Source organism: Capsulimonas sp. (genome assembly GCF_039929585.1).
Lineage (GTDB): Bacteria > Armatimonadota > Armatimonadia > Armatimonadales > Capsulimonadaceae > Capsulimonas.
In genome coordinates this window covers 1-23145 of sequence record NZ_JBDSQY010000288.1, presented here as the reverse complement: position 1 = coordinate 23145, position 23145 = coordinate 1, and the positions used below count along the sequence as shown (strand labels likewise).

The following is a 23145-nucleotide window of genomic DNA, read 5'->3' as shown; positions in this document are numbered from 1 at the left end:
TCTGGGGGCATTGCATCGTGTGCAATGCAATGCCCCAAATGCTAGCGACCGGCCTTCAAATCCGCGATCTGTTCCGCGACTGTTTTTCTTGGCGGCAAAGTGACGTGTTTTGTGGTGTCCCAACTCGGCTTGATGTTGCGTTTGAGCTTATGGTGCGGCGACGGAAGCGTGAGCGTGTGAAATTCTCCCGTGGGATTTACCGAATGAGCGCTGGAGATAGCGAAAGCGCGCACGACGCCTCCCGCGCCTACCGGCAAGAGCAGCAATGCAAAAAATGGAATGGCTTGTTTGAGCGTCATTGTATCATTCTCCTTTGATGTTATACGGTTTAGTACGTACGAATAGTTTCGTAGTTTTCTGAAAATAGTGCGCTCCTCTTGCTTTTGCGGTTGCTTGGCAAGGGGAGCGCGTTTGCGCCGGATGTTAGGCCGGGGTATGCGCCGTTTGAATTTTCACAGGGATGGACTGAAGCTCGCGCTTGAGCATTTTCTGAAGGTCTGGGTCCAGATCGCCGTACCGCACTTTCTTGCCGTTTAATTCCACGGCGGTATCGGGAGTCAAGGCGTTGCTAATAACCATCAGCATGGTCACATTACTTGTTGTGGGGAATGCCCTCTCGATACGTCCCCGCATTTGCGGATCGATTAAAGGCATACCGCCGGTTCGCACCAGTGTGTTCGTGATTTCGGCGCTGATGCGGACATTGGGCGCTACGATGATCGGCAAATCGGTCTTGGAGGCGCTGAGAATGGACGCCAGCTTTTCCACGCCGTCTGGCAGGCGTATCGCCGTGACATGCCGCGAGGGTGCGCTCGGGGCGTCGGATGGTCCCTGTTCGCCATCAATTGCTATATCGGCGGACATCGGCGGCTCGGAATCGAAGGATGTGGCCGGAATCGCTTGGTTCGTCGTGATTTTTTGTGGCCAAACTGTTTCCGTTTGCGCCGGCTGCGAGGGCTTGCCTGGCGACAGATCGATGCTGTATCCCTTCTTGCCGATGCGCGGCGTTCTGTTGAGAAGGGCCGAGGCATCGGCAATCACTTTGAGCCTGCTTTGTGTCGAAGGCGCAGTCATAGAGGACAGCTCTTGTGTCTTTAATTTTGACGGATGCTGCGTAGTGACGTCAACGACGCTCGTCTTGCGGCTGGAGATCCGTATGTAGGCGTCGAACGTGTGGTCGGCGCGCATCTTTCTGGTCTCGGACAGGGTAAATATTTTCGCTAACTTCGGATGGGCTTTCGAAGCTGCTTTCGCGGTCTCTGAAGGAGCGGCGGGAACGCTCGTCGCTCTCTTCCCGTGAGAGTATGCTTGAATGGGGTGGAGGGCCGCCAGTCCGACGGCGGCGGCGCCCAGAGCCATTACTCCTCTGGCCCAGGGATCGCGGCGCTCCGGGCCGGACACTCCCAGAACACGGCGGATGCGCTGGACAAGCTGTGTGTCCGGCGCTGTGGAATTGTCGCCCTTGGCGCCCAGCGCCAGGAGCGGGGTGGAGGCGCGCGCTTCTTCCAGAGAAAACAGCGCGCGGGCGTATACGGCGCGGTCACCGATGAACTGAATGGCGAGGTCATCGCAATGCTGTTCGCGGGCGACGCGAATCTGAGCCGATAACCAGCGGACCGCAGGATGGTAAAACAGCGCCGTCTCGATGCAAACTTGAATGAAGTTGAACAGCACATCGTGCCGGGCGAGGTGGGCGAGCTCATGGGCGATCAGCGCTTCCGCCTGCTGCGGCGTGAGCCCGCTCATGGCGCTCAGCGGCAGCAAAATACAGGATCGGAACACGCCGAACACACACGGAACATCGATCTGCGACGAGCAGCGGAGAACGACATTCCGTCGGATCCCCATCAGCTTTGTGAGGCGCTGCGCCTGTGCGGTCCATTCCGGCGGACACGCCTCAGTCGCCGTCCGGCTCAGGCGGCGCAGCAGCAGAAAGCCTCCTAGATACCGCAGAGAAAAGAGGCAGATGCCCAGCGCCCAGAGACCGACCAGCGCGGGATAAAGCGATTGCGTGAGTGCAATCATCCCGGACATCGCCGTTGGGACATTGCTGACTGAGACAATCACAGGCGCTGTCGCCGACGATGCCTGCGCCGCCAGGGGCGCTGATTGGATTCCGGCCCCGTAGAGACAGCAAAATGTGCCGAGCCAGACGGTGAACACCGCAAACAGCAGCACGGAGAACGCTCCGCAGCGGACATCGGGGGTGGCGCGCTGAAGGCGCGCGTTCAGCGCGGCGCCCAGCAGGCCGAGGATCGTTCCCTGCCAGAGCGAATGCAGCAGAGATAGAGCAAGCGCGGCGATAAAGGCGTCCCGGGACCAGATCAGCATTTAATCTTCCTCCATCTCGTCGAGAAGTCGGCGGATCTCCGCCCGCTCCTCCGGAGTCGCCGGCTTGACTTGCAGAGCGCGCAGCACCAGATGCTGCGCGGAACCACCGAATACACGCGCCAAAAGATCCGTCACGATCGTCCCCTGCGCGGATTCCTCGGAAAAGGCGGGCGTGTAGATATGCGCGCGCTCCCGTTCGTCTCGGAGCACCAGTTCTTTCTCCGTCATGATCTGGAGGGTTTTCAAGACGGACGTATAGCCGATCTCGCGGTTCTCGCTGAGACGGTTATGGACATCCCGCACGGTGCCGGAGCCCAGATGCCAGAGAACCTGTAAAATCGCGTATTCCAGCTCGCTTGGTTTGTATTGTTTGCGCAAATTATTCCTCACTTCGTACGAAGTTATTCGTATAATACCATGAAAAACCTTATTTTGTTCCAGGAGACCGCCTCAATTTCTGAGGCGGTCTCCTAAGACGCGTGAGACGGCTATGCCTAATGGATGATCCACTTCTGGGCGGCGGCGCCGCTGGCTGGCTTGAGAAGAAGATTGGCGGAGGACTTGCCGGCTCCGCCGTCCAGAGCGCGCTTGGACAGGGAGGAGGCGATCACAAAACCGTTGGGGGAGGATGTGATTGTCCATGTCTGCCCGAGCGTTTTGTGTGGTGCGCTCAGGCGAACGCTGGCGCTTGTCGTTTTCGATCCGGCTTCCAGCGCCAGTCCCGTTCGCACGCTTTTGATGCTGTAACGGTTCTTGCCCAGGGGCATCAATGTCCACTGCTCATCCGACGCTTCGCCGGGAGTGTTCGCCTTGACGCTTAATCCCGCCATGTTGGCGCCGGCGTCAAGGACCTGGCCGCTCTTCACGCTTGTGAGCGTGTACTCGCCCGATGCCGGCGGCGGACCGCCGTATCCCAGGCCAGCAAGATTCGCCTTTGTCGTCTCCAGGCTGTAGCCGGGTACTGGACCGATTGTAAAGAGAGTATCCATGGAGTCGGGCGTGTCGCCGGAGCCGAGAACCATATAGGCTGTCACCATGTTCGTCAGGACCGCCGACGGGTTGTGCCCGCTGTCCACCTGCGACCAGTTGACATGGTTCGCGGTCATGTTCGAGAACATGCGCGAGAAGACGCCCCAGCCGTACTTGGCCTGGATCGCTTTGAACATCACGTACAGTGGGTCTCGGCTCAGATCCTTGTCGTCGGCCTTCGCGATCTCCGGCAGGCCCAGCTCGTTCAGCAGGTGAATTTCCGTCATGCCGGGGAAGGGGCTGCGGTCGTCCGCCCACCAGTCGCGCGGCCACCCGCTGGAGACCGCGCCGGTAAAGTCGTTCACGATCTCATGCACGCCGAATACCGTCGCGGTGCCGCCGGGGACGCCGTATCCGGGAACTTGAAACAGATTGGAGTTCACGCCGATGCCGGTTGAGGGCGAAGAGCCGCGCGCCGCCGACACTTGGCCGATATCCCCAGTCGCATATGCGCCGTTCTTGCCGCTCGGATCGACATAGCAATAGTAATGCTTCTTCGGCGCCGGGATGCCCCAGTCGTGAATCAGCTTGTCCACCGCATCATTGTAGATCTTAAAGTTCGGCGTGATCTCCGTCTTCATCGCATCCCAGGTGTTCTGGGTTGTATAGAAGTCATAGTACTTCCCGGTATGGACCTTGATGACCGGATCGCCCTGCGCGAGCGCCTGCGGCGCGGCGTGACCCAGCGTGGTCGCCGCCAGCAAAGCCGTGGCCGTAATCTTCAGCAAACCCTTCATGAACACACTCTCCTGAATAAAATTGCCGCGAATCGGTCAATTCCGAGGCGGCTGCAATCTTAAGCCATTTTTGTGTTCTCACGATACACGAGCGCCATCAATTAAATCTCAACGTTCTTTGCCGCCAGCTCTGTGTTATAATACTCTTCGGCCTTTTCGCGCCGGCGCTTACGCGCCCGCGCATGAGCGAGTTGGAATTATGAACACAGAAACTGAAGTCAATCCTGAGTACATCGCCGAGCGGGCGTATTTAGATCACGTGCGTGGGAGCATCGAATCGCAGGCCCAGCGGCGGGCGGCGCAGATTGCGGGGGCGTCGCGGCAGTCGTTTTCGGCGGAGGATGTGAATGCGGCGCAGGGCAATGCGTGGGAGCTGAAGCTGGCGCAGAAGGCGTCGCGGGTGCTTCAGGATCAGAAGAATGAGCCGTACTTTGGACGGTTCGATTTTCAGGAGACAGAGGCCGGCGCGCCGCTGGAGACGTTTTATATCGGCAAGGCGTCGCTGTACGATGAGAAGAACGCCTTCTTAGTTTATGACTGGCGGGCGCCGGTCAGCAGCGTTTACTACCGGTATGGGGTAGGGCCGGCGTCGTACCGCGCCCCAGCCGGGCAGCTCAATGGGCGGATCGATCTGAAGCGGCGTTACGAAATCAAAGAAGGCGCTCTGGTCAATGTTTATAACGACCGGGGCGCGAAGCTCGGCCATGAGGACGAAGAGGGCGACCAGATGCTGCTCGGGCTTCTGGGCCGCAACACGACGGGACAGATGCGGCAGATCGTCCAGAGCATCCAGGGCGAGCAGGACGCCATTATCCGAACTGCCGCCGAGGTGCTGGCGGTGCAGGGGCCGGCGGGCAGCGGCAAGACGGTCGTGGCGCTGCACCGAGCGGCGTATCTTCTTTATATGATGCGCGAACGTTCGATGAACCCCTCGCAGCGCGATCAGTTTATTTCCGCCCAGCGCATGCTCGTCTTTTCGCCTAACGGCGTCTTTTCCAGCTATATCGCGCAGGTGCTTCCCGACCTTCAGGAGGACCAGATCCAGCAGGTCATTTTGGAGAGCTTCCTGCAGCGAGAGCTTCGGCAAATCTGCCAGGCGAACCGTGAGACGCTGGGGACGGTGTGGCGGATCGAAACCAAGGACGATCACAGCGAATACTTCTTGGAATCTCAGGACGATCCGCACTACGCAGCGCGCCGGGAAGGCTCGTATCACAAGTCTTCGCTGGCGATGCGCGCCGCTATTATCGCGTATGTGAACCTGATGGAATCCGAAATCGACGCCGGGTTTGAGAACGTGATGTCCACGACGTCGTTTGCGAAGAACGGCAAGCCGGAGCCACTGTTTTTGAAGGCGGACATGGCGCGCAAGTTCCACCAGCGCGCCGGCGACCATCGCGTCAGTCTGATCGCGCGCGTCAAAGATCTGGTGGAGGCGATCGATCAGGAAGTCGGACACCTGACCAAGGCGCTCGCGCCGCCGCGCGCCCGCAAAAACTCGGGCGGTCTGGAGCGCCTTCTCAGCGAAGAACAGCGCGCCCGTATCGAAAGCGACATCACGCTGCTGCGCGCCGCCGCAGACCGTCAGCGTCAAAACATCGCGCGCTTGGAGTCGGTTGGTCCACTGTCTCGATATCGAGACTTCTGGGTGCAGTCGCAAAGCAACGTCCAGCTTGTGAAGCTGCCGCCGGAGGCTCTCGCGGCGATGCGCACCGGCCTGCTGACCGCGTTTTCCGAGCAGCGATTGCCCTACGAAGACCTCATTCCCCTGCTGCTGCTGCACGGCTTTGTCCGTGGCTTCCCCGGCATGGGCGGGATCGAGCACGCCATTGTTGACGAAGCGCAGGACTACTCGCCAATTCACTTTGAATACCTGCGCAACTGTCTCGCCGATGGCTGCTCCATGACCATCGTCGGCGACACCAACCAGGCCGCGAACCCGTTCATGGGCCTGGACGACTACGCCAAGCTTGCGAGCGTTTATGGCGCCGGCTCGGTGAAGCGTCTGGAGCTGACGCGCAGCTATCGTTCAAGCCAGGAGATCACCGACTTCGCAGGGCGCATTCTCGGCGACCATGTCCACGTCGAAAATGTCCGCCGCACCGGGACCAAGCCCCAGCTGCACGCCCTCGCGTCCGACGCCAGTCCACTGCCGACCCTCCAAACCATCATCGATGGCCTGACGACGGACGGCATGCAGACCGTCGCCATCCTCTGCCGCACTCGCCGCGCCGCCGCCGCCTTCCAAACACAGTACGGCGCCGCGCTCGGCGCGACCCTGCTCTCCGGCGACTTCGACAAGCTCCCGCAAGGCGTCATCGTCCTCTCCGTCCAGCTCGCCAAGGGACTGGAGTTCGACTCCGTCCTCGTCATGGACACAGACGCCGCCACCTACGGCCGCGACGAAGAGCGCAAACTCCTCTACACCGCCTGCACCCGCCCCCTCCACGCCCTGCACCTCGTGTACCAGGGCGCGCCCTCGCCCCTGCTGCCGCTGGGGCATGAGGAGCTGTTTGAGATACTATGATGAATTTACGGAAGTGGTGCGTAGACGCCTTGGCTCTCGTAGGGATTCTTAATCTTACCTGCGTGTGTTCCCTATCTGTATTTGCGCGAGAGCCAACAAATACCCCTGTCGTCAATTCTGACGTTCATATTGACGTCGTTAGTGAGAATGGTGTTCTGAAAACGGGTGAGAGCATCGGGGAGTATCAGGCTGGGGCTGTGGATGGGCTTCAACGGGATACGATCGAACACACGTTCATGCTTAAGAATAACAGCGGGCGCGCCATTGTTATTGACCGCTTGCAGGCAAGCGATATCGAGATGGAATGGTCTTGGGACGTGCACGACCGCCTTGTCTTACCACTAACATTCCCCGATCAAGGGGTACTGCCCATCAAAGTAACGATCCCTTCCGATGGATTGAACGACGGTAGCGCGCACGATATCACGATTTTTGCTGAAGGATTGTCCACTCCTTGCGCGCGGGTCGGAATTGTTGGCGAACTTCTACCGCCCATCACCTTCAAGCCGGAGCGCCTTGATTTTGGAACACTCAAACTCGGTGAAAAGAAGACGATCGACTTCCAAGTGATTATGGGAGTAAATTTCCCGAACAATGTTATGAGCATGCGGGGATTGAAACTCGTCAGTTCCATTGCCGATCTGAAAATCGTTCGTATTTATGATCCAAGCAAGCCAGCTTTGCCTCATCCCAAACCAAAACAGAAATTTGCAGGGAAAAAGACTAAGAAAACTCGAGCCGAAGAAGAAACGATGCGTCTAGTGAGAGAAGGAGAGAGGGAAGTAGCGAGGGTTATGATTGCCGACATGGCGCGCGAGCGAAGGATTTCCTTGAATGAGGCCGCTGATCTCTACTATGGCAGGGATGCAGCCAGGCTGCCGGAACCTCAATACGATTCTACGAGGCCAATCGTTTATCGATACAAAGTAACTTTGCAGGCCATCCATAGTGCTGGCGTTGTGCGCGGCAAGGCGTCATTTATCGATTCGCTCGACCCCGCCTTGAGCATCTTTGATAAGGCAAGCGTGCCTGTCAGTGCGGTTGTCGTAAATTCCGCGCAGCGCTCAAAACCTTAGGAAGCATTGCAGGCTATCATTCGAATACCATTTCCTTCGCTTGAGCATGGGGAGTTGTTTGAGATAACATCATGAATGACCTTGCTGAATTAGTTTCACAGCGTACCGACTATCCCTGGGTGTTTCTGGCGACCGCCGCCGGCCAGAAAGACGCCGTGGTGCATACCATGGCGGCATTGATGCTGGATTCCATTGAAGATCCCAGTATGCCGTATCTCCCCTCATCGCTTCGTGAGTTTGTTGAAGCCCTGGCCGCGTGGGACGTTCGTCTCTTGGCTGAGCTTGCTAAGGGTTGGACGCCGCCTTCACAACTTCATCCAACCCTGGGATGGTTTACACTGAACGTTTGGTATGCGGCTCTTCGTCATATCAAAGACTTCAATGTCGTGACTTTGGAAGAATGTAAAGCATGCCCAATGCGCGAGCTAGATCAGCAGGCGGAACTGCTTTGGCGATCGTCTCCCGCAGAGATCTTGGACTGGACCGAGATTGATGATAAACTGAAATTTAAAATATCGGCCGCACGAGGGGAATACCGATTGAATGAGCGTCTTCTCCAAGAGAGCGACATACTCAATATGAGCCGCTCGCAATTGAGCGTACTGTTGCGTAACTCAGACCGATTGAGCGAAAATGCTAAGAACAAGCTTGTGGAGATTTCGTCAGAAGCAGTTAAGCAATATTGCGGATCTGATCTTTGGACCAAGAAATACGATTATCGACAAAAAATATCGCCAACTGAGATTTCTATGGGGCGAGTCTGTTCGCTGATTGAGCTCTGCGATGAAATTGGCGTCAATATCCGATCGGAAATGACGGATGCATTTCGGATCAGATTTGCCAGTGTGGATGATCCGACGGAAATTGCCCCACTCATCTACACGCTGCTGGGCCGTTGGTATTTGCACTAACGTGTGCAATTTTGGTGTTTTGGCGGCCAGTCCGGTACGATAGCGCTAGACCTTTCCTGAAAATTATGTTCATCAGCGGGTTGCCGAAGAATCAAGTATAGAGTGAGGTAAGTATGGATAAGGACACGCCACTGATACGCTCCTGGGCAAAATTTGCCGCAACAGACTTAGTCAATTATCTATGCCTGGCTTGCGCTATCAAGATTTCCGGGCTTTGGCCAGCGGTGTCGGCATTCATAGACAAGCATCCGTGGCAAATCTGTATTGCGTGCCTGTTGTATTGCGTGCTGCAAATTGCGAAGTATCCTCTTACTGCTCTTCCTCTTTTTATTGCCGGAGGATTGGCGTACCTGCTTGTGAAGCTTGTTCCCTCATCTCAGCCGATGTTGGAGAGGTGTTATTATCGAGCGATTGGCAAAACCGTTTGAAATGATTCTATGATAATGTCAGCGCAAAAATCATCAACCATAGAGGCCGCGTGGGGCGGAGTGCGGGTCCGACGGATTCAAAGGCCGGCGGCGGATGTTTGGCTGCCGGCGATTGGAGAGCACTATTTGTGCATCAATGCGGGGACGCCGCATCGACTGGCGTATGAGTGCGAGGGGCGGGCGCACGATGGGGTGCGTGGGACTGGGGATATGGTGCTGACGCCAGCGGCGCGGCCGAGCCGATGGCGTAAGGAGGAGGCGGGCGAGGGGCTGCATCTTTTTGTGGCGCCGGCGCTGCTGTCGCGGATGGCGGATGATTTGGGGCGTGGCGCGGGCGATTTGGCGAGCGCGTTCTGCGTGCGCGATCCTCAGGTGGAGCATATCGGGTATGCGCTGCTGGAGGAAGCGTCGCAGGGGTGTCCGAACGGCGCTATGTACGGCGAGGCGCTGGGGACGGCGCTGGCGGCGCATCTGCTGCGTCAGTATGGGACGTTTGGTGAGCGAAGTGTTGATCAGGGGGCGCCGCAGGGGCTTTCGCCATCGCGTCTGCGACGGGTGCTCGACTTTATGCAGGATAACCTTGATCGGGATGTGACACTCGCGCAGGCCGCCGAGATCGCGGGAATCAGCCCCTATCACTTTGCTCGCTTGTTTCGCCTGTCGATGGGATGTTCGCCGCATCAGCATTTGATCGCCCGCCGTGTGGACCGGGCGAAAGAGATGCTCGTTACTGGGCGCCTCTCCGTCGGCGAGACCGCCGCCGCTGTGGGCTTCGCCGACCAGAGCCACCTCGCGCGCCACTTCAAGCGCATTGTTGGGGTGACGCCCTCACAGTTTCTTCGCGATTCTTAAATCTCCCGCACGATTCTTCTCAATTCCGCACGATTGTCCAATACGCCACTCTCTATCCTCGCTCATAATCTTTTTCATTAAGATAGACATGAAAGGGAAAATCCAATGCTGACGATGCAGTACTCATTCACGCTGCCGCGTGATTACGATATGGGGATCGTGCGCGACCGGGTGGCGCAGCGTGGCGCGTTGTTCGATGGAATGGCGCATCTGGAGTTCAAGGCGTTTTTGATATCCGAGGTCGGCGTCGGCGGATCGACGGAGAATCGATATGCGCCGTTCTATCTCTGGCGATCAGAAGTGGGGACACTGGATTTCCTGCACGGTCCTGGCTTTGCCGGCCTGACGCTCGACTTCGGCTGGCCCGCCGTGCGCACCTGGATTCCCATGGCCTTCGACCGAGCTGGGACGGCCGACGCGCCTACGGCGGCGACGCGTGAGATCATTCGCGTGGCGCCGCATTCCGACCTTGCCGCGCTGCGCCGAAGTGAGATAGACGCACACGCGGAAGCCTTAAAAACGCCCGGCGTGTACATGCGGGTCGTTGCGCTCGATCCACGGGCATGGGAGGTCGTACGATTTACGTTATGGTGTGGTGACGCCGGGCCGATCGAAAGCAGCGTGGCGGGGATGCTGCGTTATGAGGTCTTGCATCTGTCGACAGGAGGGTAACTCATGCCATTAGTACGTCTCTCGATCAAAATGGGCAAGCCTGACGCCGCGATCCAGGCGATTTCAAAGCCGGCGGGCGGGCACAGGATGTTACTGAAACGCAAAAGAATATGCGTCGCCGTCTCAGGGATGTTCGTATTCGCTCTGGATTCCCCAGCCGCCGCTGTCGTCGCGTGTCGCCGTGATGATGGCGCGCTTGAAAGTCGCCTTGCGTTCGACCCATCCCAGTTCGAGCTTGCGCGTCGCCGCCATCACCGCCATGTCTGGCATAACGAAGTGACTGTCTTGCAGCGCAAAGCCGTCGCCGCTCTGCGGCGTAATCGCGGAGTGATTCATCCCGCGCCCAAGACCTTGCTCGGTAGGCTCCAGCAGGAGTTTGGCGCTTGTCCACTCCTCAGGGATCTGGTGGATCATGGCGACGGCAATTTCCTGAATAATGGGAACTTGCCACGCTCCATCCACCTCGCGGGGCGTTTTGCCGGCGCCCAGCAGACGCTTGAGAATATTCATCTCGTTTAATCTCGTCTCATCATCACTCGTGTGGGATTAATCTACTGCCAGTAGCTCTTTTGCAACATTGATTGGGGTTGCATAGTTCAGTGGGCCACACACGATATCGCTCAATATTTTGGCGATTTCGTCCAAAGTCATTTCCTCTAGCCCCAGATAGTATTCCAAATGCTTGGTGTAGTCGGTCATCGTGCCGATCACACTTCTCGTTACCGGCGTCCCAGTGGTCGCGCCATAGGAGAGTGGGTACATCTGCGATTTCTCGCGATTGATCTGATCCTCTGAAATGCCGATCTCTCGCAGGATGTCTACAATTCCGACTTGTATCCGTTCCGCGATCGAGTTGGCGTTCTTTGCAGGCACAAGTACACAGAGGCGAGACTTCCCATTGACGCATAAAACAATCTGTTCGGGGCGGGTGAACAGAAGGTTCGCATACCAATCTCCTAGAGCCGTCGTGGATGGCAGGGCGACGGCGACATCGTTAGGCGTCATATCCATGCGCTTGAGAAGCTTCTTGGTGCAGCGTAAAGTCATCATATTTGATAAATCTGTATCAGGTTGCCGCAGGTGTCGTCAAAGGCGGCGACGGTGGTCGGGCCCATCTCCGTCGGCTCCATGGTGAAGCGGACGCCCAGCCCTGTCAGACGCGAGTACTCGTCCGAAACGTTGTCCACAGCGAACGCAGTGGCGGGAATGCTCTGCTCGAAGAGCGCCTTTTGAAAGGTGATGGCGGCCGGGTTTTCATTCGGCTCCAGCAGCAGTTCGATATCGTCCGGCCCTTCCGGCGACACGACTGTCAACCACTTGAACTCCCCCATCGGGATTTCTGTTTTCTTGACGAACCCCAGCACCTCCGTATAGAACGCGAGGGCTTTGTCTTGATTGTCCACGAGCACGCTAGTGAGCTTGATTTTCATGATGGTTTCCCGTAAGAGTGTGGGCTGGGCGAGTGATCAGATGCGGATATTATATCGCAGTTCACGCGTGCGCGCTATTCGTTTCTAGGACCGGATCGCGGTGGCGGCGGCCAGACGTCATCGCGCGGCTCATCGAACGCTGCCGAGCCGATTGTGTGCGCCCGAGCGCCCTGGCAGCGCCAGGCCGCGAATGTCCAGCAAACGGCGCCACCCAGCAGCAGAAAAACGCCGATCACAAAACCGCCTCCGGGCTGGCGCATCACGATTTTCTGGTAGATCAAAAACCAAGATAGCGCTGTCACAACGCATCCAGCGACCCACGCACGCGCCCAGTGTGCGATGGACCGTTTCGCCCGCATGGAGGCCGCGAATTGGAAGAGCAAATACCAGCCCAGGCAAAAGCTCGCCGTTACGACCAAGAGCAAAACGATGAAAACCACATAACCGACATCCAAACGAATTACTCCCCTTTAGATCCGTTGTACATCGGATATCTTGAACTGTTACTCTCTGTCTGCCCGCCAGTATAAGTCTATGATCGTTCCATAAATGTCGGCATTATCGCTGACGACGAGCGCATCTGATTGGATCGCGATCGGCAGCGCATCGATCCCACGCAGGAATTGATCGAGCTGTGGCCCCGCCGACGCCAGCGCTTCCGCGCGGCAGTAGACGACGATCAGTTGGCGACCAAACGATGTCGCCACGCGACCGCGCAGGAAGCCGCCGTAGTCCGGCTCATCGTCTAGAATATATTCAAAGCCGCGCGGCGTATTGCGCAGGTGGGAGTCCTTCGCGTCGTGCAATTTGCCGTCGGGATAGATCCAGAAGACGAAATCTGGATCGCGATGCGTGAACTCTTTGAGGGCGCGCCGCCTGCCGGGATAGCGTGCGGCGAGGAAGGGAAAGTCTCCCGCCGCCGCGTCGCGGGTAATTGAGCCGGTAGTGATCATTGATGACTCTATCGGCTCGTCGCCTCAGTTTGCAAAAGCATTGTCTTGTGGCCGAAGACACTTCTTCCTTAAGTTCGACAGACGCTCGTACGCTTCCTCGTAATATTCTTCCGGATATTCACGGGGAAAGATCGGAAGGTTTGTCCAGTTCTCGACAAACGACGACAAATGCGAGAACCCTTCAACGATCCAGCGGTCCACCTTGTCGCTCACGGTCGCCTGCCGGCAGCATTCCTCCATCGCGTTTGTGAGGCGCGCAAACCCCTCCTTGTCCCATCGGAAATCGTAGCGGATCTGCATCAGAAACGCCTCATCGTCGAAAGTCTCGCCAAGCTCTTCACTCAAAATCGTCAAATATTCACACATAGTCTTTTCTCTGCTGCCTTCCAATCGATGCGATATACGCTATCATACCAATAGCGGGTTTGAACTTGCGGGGATCGGACGGAACTACCGGAACGAATATGGTGAAATTCTCATCACGGGAGAATTTTGCGGCGGGAAATTTTGTGGAGTCCGCGAATAGGGAATCGGCAATGAAAACTGACAACTACGGCGTACACGGCTTTCAGGCCGATCTTATTACTGTCGCCGCAGGCGTAATTGAGCGGCCGGCGGTGGAGTTTCATTCCATCGGGATCAATGTTAGCGCGCCGGCGCGAGTGCGGGCGATGCGGGATGGCCTGACGGATGAGAGCGTGCATGAGACGCTTGCGATCGATATCGCGCCTGCGGGAATGCCGTCGCGGGTAGAAGTCGAATGGACGCGAAGGGATGCCGGCGATGTGCTGTTTTTGCGTTTGACGCCTGAGTTTTTGGAGCGCGTCGCGTCGCAGTGTGAGTGGGACGCCGGAGGCGCGGAGATACGGAATGAGTTTCGGTTTCGTGATCCGCAGATCGAGAGATTAGGACTGTTGTTTCACGCGGACTTGGAAGCCGGCCGCCCCTCTGGGAATCTGTACGGTGGAAGTCTGGCGACGGCGTTTGGCGTTCATCTTTTGCGTCGATACGCGGACGCGTCGAAGCCCTTTTCTGAGCCCCGGGGAGGCTTGGGCGCCGTACGCATGCGAAGAGTTTTGGAGCATATCGAGACGCATTTGGCGGACCCTTTGACGCTGACGGAGCTGGCGGACGCGGCTGGGCTGGGAGCGTCTCAGTTCCGGATATTGTTCAAACAGTCGCTTGGTCTCTCGCCTCACCGATATGTAACCGCTCAGAGGGTGGATTGGGCAAAAGATTTGCTTCTGACTGGCGGGCGAACTCTCGGACAAGTGGCTTCCGACGTCGGCTTCGCGGATCAGAGCCATTTGACACGGCACATGCGGCGTCATCTTGGCGTTACGCCCGGTGTGCTGGCGCGCCGGGCGCCCACCCGCGATTCGTTCTAAAAACCGGCGCTTCGTTCAATACTTGGCGAGTCCTGTTTCCCCATAATAAAATCACACAATGGAAAAGAGGGAATAAATATGCCGAGCCGAGAACGAGTAACCGAGCTGATCCGATATGTGGGCGAGTATCGCTTCATGGAGGCGATCGCGGAGTTCTACCACCAAGACGCCGTACTGCGCGAGAATAATGGACCGCCGCGTGTCGGGCTGGCCGCCGCGCTTGAGTTCGAAGCGGCGTTCTTGACGACCGTTGCCGAGTGGCGTCGAGCGCAGGCCGTGTCGTTTCTCGTGGACGGTGATTGCGTTGCGATCCACTGGGTCTTTGAGCCAACCATGAAGAACGGCGCCCGCGCCTCAAGAGAGGAGATCGCATATCAGCGATGGGAGGGAGACCGGATCGTGGAAGAGCGGTTTTTCTACGATCCGGGGACTGCATAGGAGAGTTTATGTCCGAACACACATCGACGGTAATTTGGCGGCGGGGCGCCGCCGAGGCGTTTACGGACAATCGGTACAGCCGAGCGCACGATTGGAAGTTCGACGGCGGCGTGGAGGTGCGGGCGTCGTCGTCGCCGCATTCGGTTCCGGTTCCAATGTCGGACGCGTCGGCGGTAGACCCGGAGGAGGCGTTTGTGGCGTCGCTGTCCAGCTGTCACATGCTGTGGTTCTTATCGCTGGCGGCGAAGCGCGGGTTTGTGGTGGATGAGTATCAAGACGACGCAGTCGGGGTGCTGGAGAAGAATGGGGAGGGGCGGCTGGCGATCACAACGGTGACGCTGCGGCCTCGCGTGACGTTCGCGGGAGGCGAGGCGACGCTTGAGGAGTTAGAGGCGCTGCACCACGCGGCGCACGAAGCGTGTTTTCTTGCAAACTCGGTGAAGACGGACATCCGATTGGAGATCGGCTAGGCGAAGCACGATCTCATTCTACAGGCGGCCTCGTTTGTGGCCGAGAAGAGTGAACGAGAGCGCCCAACGCCATGCCGCCGCTCGGCTGTTCTTTTGAAACTCTCCCCATTCTTGTTCTCTTGCGTCGCCATGCAGCAGGACGCTTTCGAACGTATCCAACTCCAGCCCCCAGTAAGCCGCGTTCCATTCCGTGATCGCCTGAAACGAGGTGTCGACGTCCAGCACACAGATGACTTCGCCGTCTTTGACATGGTTGATCGTGAGAATAGCGACCAGTTTGCTCATATCAAAGGACGTCATATTGCCCCAGACAGAGCCTCGCTTCCCAGTCAATCGATCTGCGGAGACGTCGGTGAAGGCGATCCCACGCGATTGCCAATACGCGATCGCCGTGTCGCGGGCCTCGTCATTCCAATTCGGGATTGTGATTGCTTTTGTGATTTTCATATCGGATGATATTATTTTTGATTTTGCTGGGCTTGAAGAAACGCACGGACGCATTGTGGGTCCCACTGAGTCCCCGCGCCGTCTTCCAGGATGCGCAGGGCCTTTTGCCGCTCCATTCCCTCGCGGTAAGGGCGGTCAGTTGTCATGGCGCTGAAGGCGTCGGCGACGGCCATGAGGCGGGCGATTAGCGGGATCTCCTCGCCCCGGAGGCCAAAAGGGTATCCTTCGCCATCCCAGCGTTCGTGATGGTGGCGAACCGCATCGAGTGTCGCCTCCAGGCCCGGCACGGAGCTGACCATGACCGATCCCATCATGGGGTGCAGCTTGATCGCTTCGAATTCCTCGGCTGTTAGTCTTCCCGGTTTTCGCAGAATATAGTCGGGGACGCCGATCTTGCCGACATCATGCAGCAGCGCGGCGACCGCCACGGTGCGCTGCTCGCGTTCGTCCATGTCCAGCTCGCGCATGATCAGCAGGCAAAACTCCATGACATCCTCGGAGTGACGACGGGTGTAGCGATCTTTGTTGTCGACCGCCGTCACCAGAGCGTCCAGCATTGAAAATCCCTGGAAATGAGCGACGGCGTCCATACGGAAGCGCCGCGCTGTTTCTTCCGTGTCGCCGCCCGTCTTTGCCAGAATTAGCCGCTCGTCGGCGCGGTGGAGCACGGCGTGACAGTCCGTGTCGCCGTCAGGAAAGAGCGCCGCACCGACGGAAACCGAGATCGGAATTGCCGCCCCCAGGTCTTCGGGATAGTAGGATAATCCCTGGAGGGAGGAACGCAGGCGCGCCTCGACTTCCGTGGCGGTTGCGTGGTGGACGTTGGGCAGCAGCAGCGCGAACTCATCGCCGCCGAAGCGCGCCAGCGTGTCGTAGGGACGGCAGATGTGCGTGAGGCGCTCGGCGACAGCGCGCAGGACTTGATCGCCGATCGCATGACCGTACACGTCGTTGAAGAACTTGAAATTGTCTAAATCCAGCATCACGACGCCCAGGATCGTCTTCTCGCGCTGGGCGCGGTCGGCTTCCGCGTTCAGCCGGTGCTGGAAGGCGCGGTGGTTGAGCAGGCCCGTCAGCGGATCGCGATCCGCCCGCTCCCTCGCCTCCAGAAGATGCTTCGCCTGTTCATCCTCGGCGCGCTTGCGGTCGGTAACGTCGTGGACTGTTCCCAGGAGGTAGGCGCAGCGATCGGATTCATCGAAAATCGGGATGATGCGTACATCTCCCACGCGTTCTCCCAGTGGATACGTAGACGTCTCTTGCCATTCCACGGGGCGCCGCTCGCGGATCGCCTCCGCATACTTGGCGAGGACTAAGGCCAGCGAAGACGCGGGAATCACATCCTTCACCCGCCGCCCAATAATCTGCTCCGCGCGAAGCCCTGTGACTTTGGCGAACGAGAGATTGATAAAGAGAAATCGGTAATCTTCCTCGGGATCGACCCCGAGAAGGAAGACGGTATCCTCGACATTGTCCAGGATCAGCGCCATCTGCCCCTGATTCGCTTCCAGCGCCGACAGAAACTGCACCGTGCGCTTCTGCGTCTCCGCCTGAATTTGAGCCGCCGCCTTTCGTTCACTGATATCCTCGGTAAGAACGATCGTGTGATGCGGATGCCCTAGCTCGTCGTAGGTGAGGGAGACGCTGTTTTGGGTCCAGATGTATTCGCCGTCTCCGCGGAGACATCGTTTTTCCAGGACGAAGTTTGGGATTCTGCCCTCCAGAAGCTGCTCCATCAGCATCACGGTTTCTTCGAGGTCGTCCGGGTGAGTGAGCGCCGCAAAGTCGGTCGCCACCGCTTCTTCCAGGGTGTATCCCAGGATCGAGCAGAACGCTTTGTTGACCGTGATAAAACGTCCATCCTGGCCGATAATGCTCGCGCCCACGGCGGCGTTGTCAAAGGCTGCCTGAAAGTTCTTCTCGCTGTAGCGCCGTCCGGCGACCGCCTGCTTGCGCTCGGCGATCAGTCGGTCCTGCTCGGCCGCGCGCCGCCCGAGTTCGAGGTTGTTGATCACTTGATGCGCGAGCGTTCGAAGCGCCGACTCCTGGTCCGCTGTAAGGCGTCTTGGGGTGCGATCGATCACGCACAGCGACCCCAGCGCATGGCCGCTTTCGGTGATCAGGGGGACGCCCGCATAAAATCGGATGTGAGGATCGCCGGTGACGAAGGGGTTATCAGCGAAGCGCGCATCTTCGGCCGCATCCGGGACGATCATCATGTCCGCTTGGAGAATGGTGTGGGCGCAGAAGGCGATGTCGCGCGGCATTTCGGTCACTGTCAGGCCGACGGCGGCCTTGAACCACTGCCGTTCGTCGTCCACGAGCGTGACCGTCGCGATGGGAGTTCCGCAGATAAATGCGGCAAGCCGAACGATATCGTCATACGCATCTTCGGGAGCCGTGTCGAGAATGTGATAGTCGCGCAGGGCGGCTAGACGGTCGAGTTCATCTGGTGGCATGAGGGTGGCGATTCCGTAAATCGAGATCTTCGTCCCATTGAGCTTATCGCCAGTGTCTCTTCGGCGGTTGAAGCGATTTTACCATTAAATTCAGTTCTTTCACTGCTTTTCAGCGGCGCGGCCAGTACATGATGACGGAAACGCCGATCAAGCAAATCAGAGCGCCCCAAGTTTCGGGTCCGTCCGGTTTGCGTCCATCGAATCGCCAATCCCATAGCAGCGACATCACGATGAATATCGCGCCGTAAGCGGCGTAAACGCGGCCGAACGCCGCCGTAGGCTGGAAGCTGGGCAGCAGTCCATAAACGATCAGGAGCGCCGCGCCAATGATAGCGAAGTAGAAGGGCTGTCCTTTACGAAACCACTGCCAAATCAGATAACCGCCGCCGATTTCGGCAAGCCCGGCAAGAAAAAACAGCAGAAGCGATTTGATCAATAACATGGAAATTGTGTGTCTTTCACCGATCAAGTCGAATGATTGTGGCGGTGATGGATATCTGGGAAATGGGGATGGGAGTGCGTCATCGGTTCATGGACGTGCTCATGGGTGTGCGGTTCCGTGGGATCGACGCCCGGCGGGTGGGTGTGCTGGTGATGCGCGTCGTGCGTATGACGATGGCTATGGACGAGGCGTTCGTGGCGATGATCGTGGGAATGTTTCTCGGAAAGATGGAGCCACACTCCCGCCGCCATGAGCGCCGCCGCGACCAAGAACTGCGGGCCGATGGGATCGTGCAAAAGAACCAGCGAGACGATGGCGCCGACAAATGGGGCCAGGGAGAAATAAGCGCCCGTGCGCGCCGTGCCCACATGCCTCAGCGCCAGCACAAAGAACGCCAGACTGAGACCGTAGCCCAGGAAACCGACAAGCATCGCGCCGCCGATCTGGGACATGGCGGGGAACTTCGCGCCGAGGGCCAGCGCAATCGTCAAATTGACGGCGCCCGCGACAGCGCCTTTGATAGCGGCGACTTGATACGGATTGCTCGCCGAGACCTTTTGCGTCAGGTTGTTGTCGATCCCCCAGCACAAACAAGCGCCCGCGATGGCCAGAGATCCTAGAGGCAGCGAAAATCCGCCTAGTCCCTGCCACGAAAGAACCAGTCCGCCTCCCACGATCAGCGCCATGCCCAAAGCAATACGCCGGTCAAAGTTTTCTTTAAAGACAAACCAAGCCAGCAGTGATGTGCAGACCCCTTCCAGGTTCAGCAGCAGCGACGCCGAAGATCCCGGCGTATTCTTCAAGCCCAGCATCAGTAAGACCGGCGCAACGATCCCGCCAAACAAGATCGCTCCCGCCAGCCACGGCAGGTCCGCGCGCGACAGCGGCGCCTCCTCCGCCGTGCGGCGAGTGAAGTAGAGCACGGAAAGCCCCAGCCCCGATCCCAGATACAGAAGCCCCGCCAGTAAAACAGGCGGCGTGTTTCCCAGCAGCAATTTGGCGAACGGCGTGCTGACGCCAAATAAAATCGCGGCGAGCAGCGCGATTCCGACGCCGACGGGCAGGGGATTTCGATGGTTGTCGTGCTCAGTCATGCGGCTATTCTACCCTTCCTATGAATGCGCCGACACAACAAGTCACGGAATGGATGAAGCATCCATCGACTTTAAGTATCATATGGTGCGAGATTTCAAAGGAGAACGCTGCTGTCATGAGACGCCATCTGCTGCCCGTATTTACTTTACTTACGCTCGCTCCCTTCGCCCATGGACAGGGACCAACTGTCTCGCAAACCACCGTGCTGCAAAATATCACCGCGCAAGATGTTCCCAGGTACATCCAATCGTCCCAGAAGCTCGACGAATTGACGTGCAATTTTCACGACAATACAGTAACCGCGCATGGAAGCCAGGAGGCCGTTACCGAGTTTGAGAAGGAACTTCACGCCAAGGACGTGCAGCGTGGCCAGTATCGACTGACGATGAAACTCGTGGGTTACCATGTGGACAAAAACGGCAAGATCACCGAAACCGCGACTCAAACTCCGAGCATTGTAACTACCGAAAAAATCTCTGCATCGATTTCCATGGGTGGACATGGTCAGGATGGCCTCGCGATCACTGTCATTCCCTCGCCGGATACCGACAAGACAATCAATCTTACCGTGGAAATACAGGAACTAGGCGAGCAGGGGGAAGTCATGAACTCTGGGAAAAATACGCAAGTTGCGTCGCTTGGCAAGACCGTGCATATCACGGGGATGACGGACGCCAAAGACAAGGCTCTGCGCCGCGCCGTGCAAAAGGGGGAAGTTGTGACCGATCGGGGCGAGTACACAGGCTACTATCTGGAAGTGACGCCAACGAAGCTCTGAACTTACCATAGGCAGCGCTGGCTCTCAACTACTTTAACAGAAATTGCTTAAGATCGTGCTCTGCTTCTTCCTGTAATAAGCCCACGGTAACCTCAATGCCGGATTGCCGCAGGATGGCGATCCCGTTGCCGTTATTGCGTGGATCGGGATCGATCAGCGCCACATGAACGGCGGCGACGCCGAATTTTACAAGCGCTAACGCGCACGACGGGCGATGATCCTGTTGTCTTTAACGAAAACCGCATCCCACCGGAGGATTTGGCAAACAGCCGGGGATCGCTTTGCGGCCTTTCGCCAAAGCTTCACGCATGAAATATTCTGGAGTCAACGTTATGATATGGACAACTGAAGCGACGGCCATGATAGGTCCGTCTCCGCGCCTGCCGTCATGCACAATGGAGCTATCTAGCTGTTCGCGGTTAGCGTTGATTTTTGTGCGCGAGTGAACGCGGCGACACAGACGGGATCCCACTGAGTTCCCGCGCCTTCCGCTAAAATACGCAGCGCTTTTTGGTGGTCCATTCCCTGACGATAAGGGCGATCCGTCGTCATCGCGCTGAAGGCGTCCGCAACCGACATGAGGCGCGCGGCCAATGGGGTTGCTTCCCCGATAAGGCCGGCGGGATATCCGCCTCCGTCCCAGCGCTCGTGATGGTGACGCACGGCGTCCAGCGTTGCCGCCAGTTCCGGCGCCGCGCCGACAATGGCGGCTCCCATCTGCGGATGCTGTTTGATCGTCTCAAACTCCTCTTCCGTCAATCGGCCCGGCTTGCGCAGGACCGCGTCGGGAACGCCGATTTTGCCGACATCGTGGAGAAGGGCGGCGACCGCAATGACGCGCTGTTCTTCCTCACTAAGCCCCAGCTCACGCGCAATCATCAGACTGTAGGTCATGACATCCTCCGAGTGCTTGCCGGTGTACCGATCTTTGTTGTCCACCGCAGCCACCAGCGCGTCCACCATGGAGAACCCTTTCATTCTCTCTTTTACGGATTTGCGCAGCCGATCGGCCTCGGTATCCATATCGCCGCCGGATTTTGCTCGGCGCAGACGCTCATCGGCCAATTGGAGCGCCTCGTGTCGATCCGGTGTGACTTTCGAGACCAATGCTACTCCCACGCTGACGGTCAGTGGGATCGCGACTTCCTCTGCTGAGGACTGATAACACAAGCCTTCCAGACCGGCGCGCAGGCGTATTTCCAGATCCTGTGCTTGAGAACCTTTGGAACACGGAAGCAGCAAGGCAAATTCATCTCCGCCAAACCGCGCGGCGATATCGCCCGGGCGGCAAAGCTCCTGCAGTCGACGCGCAACGTGAAGCAAAACACCATCGCCCACGATATGGCCGTACGCGGAATTGAAGAACTTGAAATTATCGAGATCGAGAATGGCGACGGCCAGTTCCATGCCTTCCTGCGACATCCGCGCGATTGCGTCTTGAAATTTTCGATGGAATGCCCGATGGTTCCACAATTCCGTCAGTGGATCGTGATCGGCCTGCTCTTGCGCTTTGATTAACGCCGCTTTAATTTGCGTTTCCTGTAACTTTCGGTCTGTGACTTCATGCACAATTCCAAACAGGGCTCGTGTTCCCTTGATCTCAATTTTATCCATACTGATATGGTTCGCGAGCCAGTGAATACTGCCGTCGGGCCAGACGACGCGAAATTCGACCATGGTAGTTCGATGCGTGGCCAGAGTAACGTCCACAGCGCCATGGATGCGCCGAACATCTTCGGGGTAGATCGACTGAAAGAAGAGTTTGGATGTCAGACACGCTTCAGGCGGCAAGCCGAGCAGTGCTTTCATCTGATCGGACGCGGTTTCCGTTTCTGGGGCCGCTTCATCAAAACTCCAAGTGCCAAATTGACCGCTGGTCAGTGCAAGACGCAATCGAGATTCACTTGAGAGGAGAGCTGCCTCTACATCTTTATGCTTGGTGATATCTGTTTGTACGGCGACAAAATGAGTCAATTCACCGGCCTCATCGCGCACGGGAGCGACTGTCAATTCGTTCCAAAACTCAGTTCCATCTTTTCGATAATTCAGCAACGCGATTTGAATGGGGCGCCGTTCTTTGATTGCTTCTCGTAGTTTAGCGACCTCAGCGCGGTCTGTTTTTGGGCCCTGAAGAAATCGGCAGTTGAAACCGATCACTTCCTCTGCGGAATACCCCGTGAGTTCAAGGAATGAAGCATTCGCGTAAATGATCGGATGATCCGGAAGATGTGGATCCGTCAATACAAAGGCGTTCTGCAGCACCGCGGTCGCTTGCAGGCGAGCACGTTCTTCTGCATTGAGACGCCTCAAATCCACCGCGTCGCCCAATGAGTTCGCAGCATTCTTCAGAATCCCATTCATAGCCTCGGCAAGAAGGGGAACAGCCGCAAGAGGTACGTCATGCTGGGAAACGTCTGTCGAATTGGTAATGAGTGGCGTCTGTGTAATCAAGATGCTGGCTTTCTAAGAATAACGAACCAATTGTCGATGATCCTATCATAGTTATCGGCTCCGAAATAGAAAATTGTTACCGCGAATAAAAGTTCACCGCTCGTTGTAGCGTCTCGGATTATCTTGCCTTCATCCTCATTTTATTGGCGGCACGAATATTAATACTAGTTAAATTGTGAATGTTACAATGGAAACAAAACACCAGAGTCTTTCCGGTTGCTGTTAATGATG

At 57.4% G+C, this 23145-nt stretch carries 26 protein-coding genes; 10 read left to right on the top strand and 16 right to left on the bottom strand.

Annotation, left to right across the window (positions count from 1 at the left end; all coding sequences use genetic code 11):
- Positions 1–41 precede the first annotated feature (41 nt).
- The 4 genes from ABIZ35_RS21820 to ABIZ35_RS21805 form a co-directional block, all read right to left on the bottom strand.
- Entirely contained in the window at positions 42–299 is a 258-nt protein-coding gene (locus tag ABIZ35_RS21820; RefSeq protein ID WP_348222041.1) for a hypothetical protein, read from the bottom strand.
- Positions 300–423: 124 nt separating this feature from the next.
- A complete protein-coding gene (locus ABIZ35_RS21815; RefSeq protein WP_348222040.1) occupies positions 424–2331 on the bottom strand; it encodes a M56 family metallopeptidase in 1908 nt (635 codons plus the stop codon).
- Positions 2332–2709 (bottom strand): BlaI/MecI/CopY family transcriptional regulator, encoded by a 378-nt coding sequence (locus tag ABIZ35_RS21810; RefSeq protein WP_348222039.1) that lies wholly within the window; start codon positions 2707–2709, stop codon positions 2332–2334.
- Between the two features lie 116 nt (positions 2710–2825).
- The gene (locus ABIZ35_RS21805) at positions 2826–4097 is read right to left on the bottom strand and encodes an RICIN domain-containing protein (protein WP_348222038.1); all 1272 of its coding nucleotides are present in this window, start codon (positions 4095–4097) and stop codon (positions 2826–2828) included.
- A 199-nt stretch (positions 4098–4296) separates the two neighbouring features.
- Here ABIZ35_RS21805 and ABIZ35_RS21800 point away from each other — a divergent pair, with 199 nt between their 5' ends.
- From ABIZ35_RS21800 to ABIZ35_RS21775, 6 genes are all read left to right on the top strand, one after another.
- Positions 4297–6624 carry an ATP-binding domain-containing protein gene (locus ABIZ35_RS21800; protein ID WP_348222037.1) on the top strand — a complete coding sequence of 776 codons (2328 nt, stop codon included), beginning with the start codon at positions 4297–4299 and terminating at the stop codon, positions 6622–6624.
- Entirely contained in the window at positions 6621–7700 is a 1080-nt protein-coding gene (locus ABIZ35_RS21795) for a hypothetical protein (protein WP_348222036.1), read from the top strand. Before ABIZ35_RS21800 ends, ABIZ35_RS21795 begins: the two co-directional genes overlap by 4 nt.
- A gap of 71 nt (positions 7701–7771) precedes the next feature.
- On the top strand, positions 7772–8611 hold the full coding sequence (locus tag ABIZ35_RS21790; protein WP_348222035.1) for a hypothetical protein: 840 nt from the start codon (positions 7772–7774) through the stop codon (positions 8609–8611).
- 113 nt (positions 8612–8724) lie between these two features.
- The gene (locus ABIZ35_RS21785; protein ID WP_348222034.1) at positions 8725–9039 is read left to right on the top strand and encodes a hypothetical protein; all 315 of its coding nucleotides are present in this window, start codon (positions 8725–8727) and stop codon (positions 9037–9039) included.
- Positions 9040–9054: 15 nt separating this feature from the next.
- Complete coding sequence (locus ABIZ35_RS21780) at positions 9055–9891, top strand: AraC family transcriptional regulator (RefSeq protein WP_348222033.1); 837 nt, start codon at positions 9055–9057, stop codon at positions 9889–9891.
- A gap of 105 nt (positions 9892–9996) precedes the next feature.
- A complete protein-coding gene (locus tag ABIZ35_RS21775; RefSeq protein WP_348222032.1) occupies positions 9997–10563 on the top strand; it encodes a DUF4865 family protein in 567 nt (188 codons plus the stop codon).
- A gap of 123 nt (positions 10564–10686) precedes the next feature.
- On the opposite strand, the gene ABIZ35_RS21770 is transcribed toward ABIZ35_RS21775, so the two are convergent.
- The 6 genes from ABIZ35_RS21770 to ABIZ35_RS21745 form a co-directional block, all read right to left on the bottom strand.
- Positions 10687–11073, bottom strand: coding sequence for a hypothetical protein (locus ABIZ35_RS21770; RefSeq protein ID WP_348222031.1), 387 nt, complete (start codon positions 11071–11073; stop codon positions 10687–10689).
- Positions 11074–11109: 36 nt separating this feature from the next.
- Positions 11110–11613 carry a hypothetical protein gene (locus ABIZ35_RS21765; protein ID WP_348222030.1) on the bottom strand — a complete coding sequence of 168 codons (504 nt, stop codon included), beginning with the start codon at positions 11611–11613 and terminating at the stop codon, positions 11110–11112.
- Positions 11610–11993 (bottom strand): VOC family protein, encoded by a 384-nt coding sequence (locus ABIZ35_RS21760; RefSeq protein WP_348222029.1) that lies wholly within the window; start codon positions 11991–11993, stop codon positions 11610–11612. Before ABIZ35_RS21760 ends, ABIZ35_RS21765 begins: the two co-directional genes overlap by 4 nt.
- Before the next feature lie 74 nt (positions 11994–12067).
- Entirely contained in the window at positions 12068–12448 is a 381-nt protein-coding gene (locus tag ABIZ35_RS21755) for a hypothetical protein (protein ID WP_348222028.1), read from the bottom strand.
- Between the two features lie 48 nt (positions 12449–12496).
- A complete protein-coding gene (locus tag ABIZ35_RS21750; RefSeq protein WP_348222027.1) occupies positions 12497–12946 on the bottom strand; it encodes a hypothetical protein in 450 nt (149 codons plus the stop codon).
- A gap of 24 nt (positions 12947–12970) precedes the next feature.
- A complete protein-coding gene (locus ABIZ35_RS21745; RefSeq protein WP_348222026.1) occupies positions 12971–13312 on the bottom strand; it encodes a hypothetical protein in 342 nt (113 codons plus the stop codon).
- Between the two features lie 170 nt (positions 13313–13482).
- On the opposite strand from ABIZ35_RS21745, the gene ABIZ35_RS21740 reads away from it, so the two are divergent.
- The 3 genes from ABIZ35_RS21740 (at position 13483) to ABIZ35_RS21730 (ending at position 15242) form a co-directional block, all read left to right on the top strand.
- Positions 13483–14334: an AraC family transcriptional regulator gene (locus ABIZ35_RS21740; RefSeq protein ID WP_348222025.1), complete on the top strand. Its 852-nt coding sequence runs from the start codon at positions 13483–13485 to the stop codon at positions 14332–14334.
- A 78-nt stretch (positions 14335–14412) separates the two neighbouring features.
- On the top strand, positions 14413–14772 hold the full coding sequence (locus ABIZ35_RS21735) for a nuclear transport factor 2 family protein (RefSeq protein ID WP_348222024.1): 360 nt from the start codon (positions 14413–14415) through the stop codon (positions 14770–14772).
- Positions 14773–14780: 8 nt separating this feature from the next.
- Positions 14781–15242: an OsmC family protein gene (locus ABIZ35_RS21730; RefSeq protein ID WP_348222023.1), complete on the top strand. Its 462-nt coding sequence runs from the start codon at positions 14781–14783 to the stop codon at positions 15240–15242.
- Positions 15243–15260: 18 nt separating this feature from the next.
- Here ABIZ35_RS21730 and ABIZ35_RS21725 read toward each other — a convergent pair whose 3' ends face one another.
- The 4 genes from ABIZ35_RS21725 to ABIZ35_RS21710 form a co-directional block, all read right to left on the bottom strand.
- The gene (locus ABIZ35_RS21725; protein ID WP_348222022.1) at positions 15261–15689 is read right to left on the bottom strand and encodes a hypothetical protein; all 429 of its coding nucleotides are present in this window, start codon (positions 15687–15689) and stop codon (positions 15261–15263) included.
- 11 nt (positions 15690–15700) lie between these two features.
- Entirely contained in the window at positions 15701–18148 is a 2448-nt protein-coding gene (locus ABIZ35_RS21720; RefSeq protein WP_348222021.1) for a diguanylate cyclase, read from the bottom strand.
- A gap of 109 nt (positions 18149–18257) precedes the next feature.
- Positions 18258–18584: a YnfA family protein gene (locus tag ABIZ35_RS21715; protein WP_348222057.1), complete on the bottom strand. Its 327-nt coding sequence runs from the start codon at positions 18582–18584 to the stop codon at positions 18258–18260.
- 29 nt (positions 18585–18613) lie between these two features.
- Complete coding sequence (locus ABIZ35_RS21710) at positions 18614–19684, bottom strand: EamA family transporter (protein WP_348222020.1); 1071 nt, start codon at positions 19682–19684, stop codon at positions 18614–18616.
- 116 nt (positions 19685–19800) lie between these two features.
- Between ABIZ35_RS21710 and ABIZ35_RS21705 the strand changes: the two genes are divergently transcribed.
- Complete coding sequence (locus tag ABIZ35_RS21705; RefSeq protein ID WP_348222019.1) at positions 19801–20463, top strand: hypothetical protein; 663 nt, start codon at positions 19801–19803, stop codon at positions 20461–20463.
- A 28-nt stretch (positions 20464–20491) separates the two neighbouring features.
- On the opposite strand, the gene ABIZ35_RS21700 is transcribed toward ABIZ35_RS21705, so the two are convergent.
- Together ABIZ35_RS21700 and ABIZ35_RS21695 are read right to left on the bottom strand one after the other, a co-directional pair.
- Positions 20492–20626 carry a hypothetical protein gene (locus ABIZ35_RS21700; RefSeq protein WP_348222018.1) on the bottom strand — a complete coding sequence of 45 codons (135 nt, stop codon included), beginning with the start codon at positions 20624–20626 and terminating at the stop codon, positions 20492–20494.
- Positions 20627–20868: 242 nt separating this feature from the next.
- Positions 20869–22824: an HD domain-containing phosphohydrolase gene (locus ABIZ35_RS21695; protein ID WP_348222056.1), complete on the bottom strand. Its 1956-nt coding sequence runs from the start codon at positions 22822–22824 to the stop codon at positions 20869–20871.
- Positions 22825–23145 lie beyond the last annotated feature (321 nt).

Excerpts from the sequence above, each read along its gene's own strand:
- ABIZ35_RS21720 (WP_348222021.1), bottom strand. The coding sequence starts at position 18,148 with ATGCCACCAGATGAACTCGACCGTCTAGCCGCCCTGCGCGACTATCAC.
- ABIZ35_RS21760 (WP_348222029.1), bottom strand. The coding sequence starts at position 11,993 with ATGAAAATCAAGCTCACTAGCGTGCTCGTGGACAATCAAGACAAAGCC.
- ABIZ35_RS21805 (WP_348222038.1), bottom strand. The coding sequence starts at position 4,097 with ATGAAGGGTTTGCTGAAGATTACGGCCACGGCTTTGCTGGCGGCGACC.
- ABIZ35_RS21780 (WP_348222033.1), top strand. The coding sequence starts at position 9,055 with ATGTCAGCGCAAAAATCATCAACCATAGAGGCCGCGTGGGGCGGAGTG.
- ABIZ35_RS21695 (WP_348222056.1), bottom strand. The coding sequence starts at position 22,824 with ATGAATGGGATTCTGAAGAATGCTGCGAACTCATTGGGCGACGCGGTG.
- ABIZ35_RS21790 (WP_348222035.1), top strand. The coding sequence starts at position 7,772 with ATGAATGACCTTGCTGAATTAGTTTCACAGCGTACCGACTATCCCTGG.
- ABIZ35_RS21730 (WP_348222023.1), top strand. The coding sequence starts at position 14,781 with ATGTCCGAACACACATCGACGGTAATTTGGCGGCGGGGCGCCGCCGAG.
- ABIZ35_RS21710 (WP_348222020.1), bottom strand. The coding sequence starts at position 19,684 with ATGACTGAGCACGACAACCATCGAAATCCCCTGCCCGTCGGCGTCGGA.
- ABIZ35_RS21705 (WP_348222019.1), top strand. The coding sequence starts at position 19,801 with ATGAGACGCCATCTGCTGCCCGTATTTACTTTACTTACGCTCGCTCCC.
- ABIZ35_RS21815 (WP_348222040.1), bottom strand. The coding sequence starts at position 2,331 with ATGCTGATCTGGTCCCGGGACGCCTTTATCGCCGCGCTTGCTCTATCT.
- ABIZ35_RS21795 (WP_348222036.1), top strand. The coding sequence starts at position 6,621 with ATGATGAATTTACGGAAGTGGTGCGTAGACGCCTTGGCTCTCGTAGGG.
- ABIZ35_RS21740 (WP_348222025.1), top strand. The coding sequence starts at position 13,483 with ATGAAAACTGACAACTACGGCGTACACGGCTTTCAGGCCGATCTTATT.
- ABIZ35_RS21820 (WP_348222041.1), bottom strand. The coding sequence starts at position 299 with ATGACGCTCAAACAAGCCATTCCATTTTTTGCATTGCTGCTCTTGCCG.
- ABIZ35_RS21775 (WP_348222032.1), top strand. The coding sequence starts at position 9,997 with ATGCTGACGATGCAGTACTCATTCACGCTGCCGCGTGATTACGATATG.
- ABIZ35_RS21735 (WP_348222024.1), top strand. The coding sequence starts at position 14,413 with ATGCCGAGCCGAGAACGAGTAACCGAGCTGATCCGATATGTGGGCGAG.
- ABIZ35_RS21745 (WP_348222026.1), bottom strand. The coding sequence starts at position 13,312 with ATGTGTGAATATTTGACGATTTTGAGTGAAGAGCTTGGCGAGACTTTC.
- ABIZ35_RS21765 (WP_348222030.1), bottom strand. The coding sequence starts at position 11,613 with ATGATGACTTTACGCTGCACCAAGAAGCTTCTCAAGCGCATGGATATG.
- ABIZ35_RS21800 (WP_348222037.1), top strand. The coding sequence starts at position 4,297 with ATGAACACAGAAACTGAAGTCAATCCTGAGTACATCGCCGAGCGGGCG.
- ABIZ35_RS21750 (WP_348222027.1), bottom strand. The coding sequence starts at position 12,946 with ATGATCACTACCGGCTCAATTACCCGCGACGCGGCGGCGGGAGACTTT.
- ABIZ35_RS21785 (WP_348222034.1), top strand. The coding sequence starts at position 8,725 with ATGGATAAGGACACGCCACTGATACGCTCCTGGGCAAAATTTGCCGCA.
- ABIZ35_RS21725 (WP_348222022.1), bottom strand. The coding sequence starts at position 15,689 with ATGAAAATCACAAAAGCAATCACAATCCCGAATTGGAATGACGAGGCC.
- ABIZ35_RS21770 (WP_348222031.1), bottom strand. The coding sequence starts at position 11,073 with ATGAATATTCTCAAGCGTCTGCTGGGCGCCGGCAAAACGCCCCGCGAG.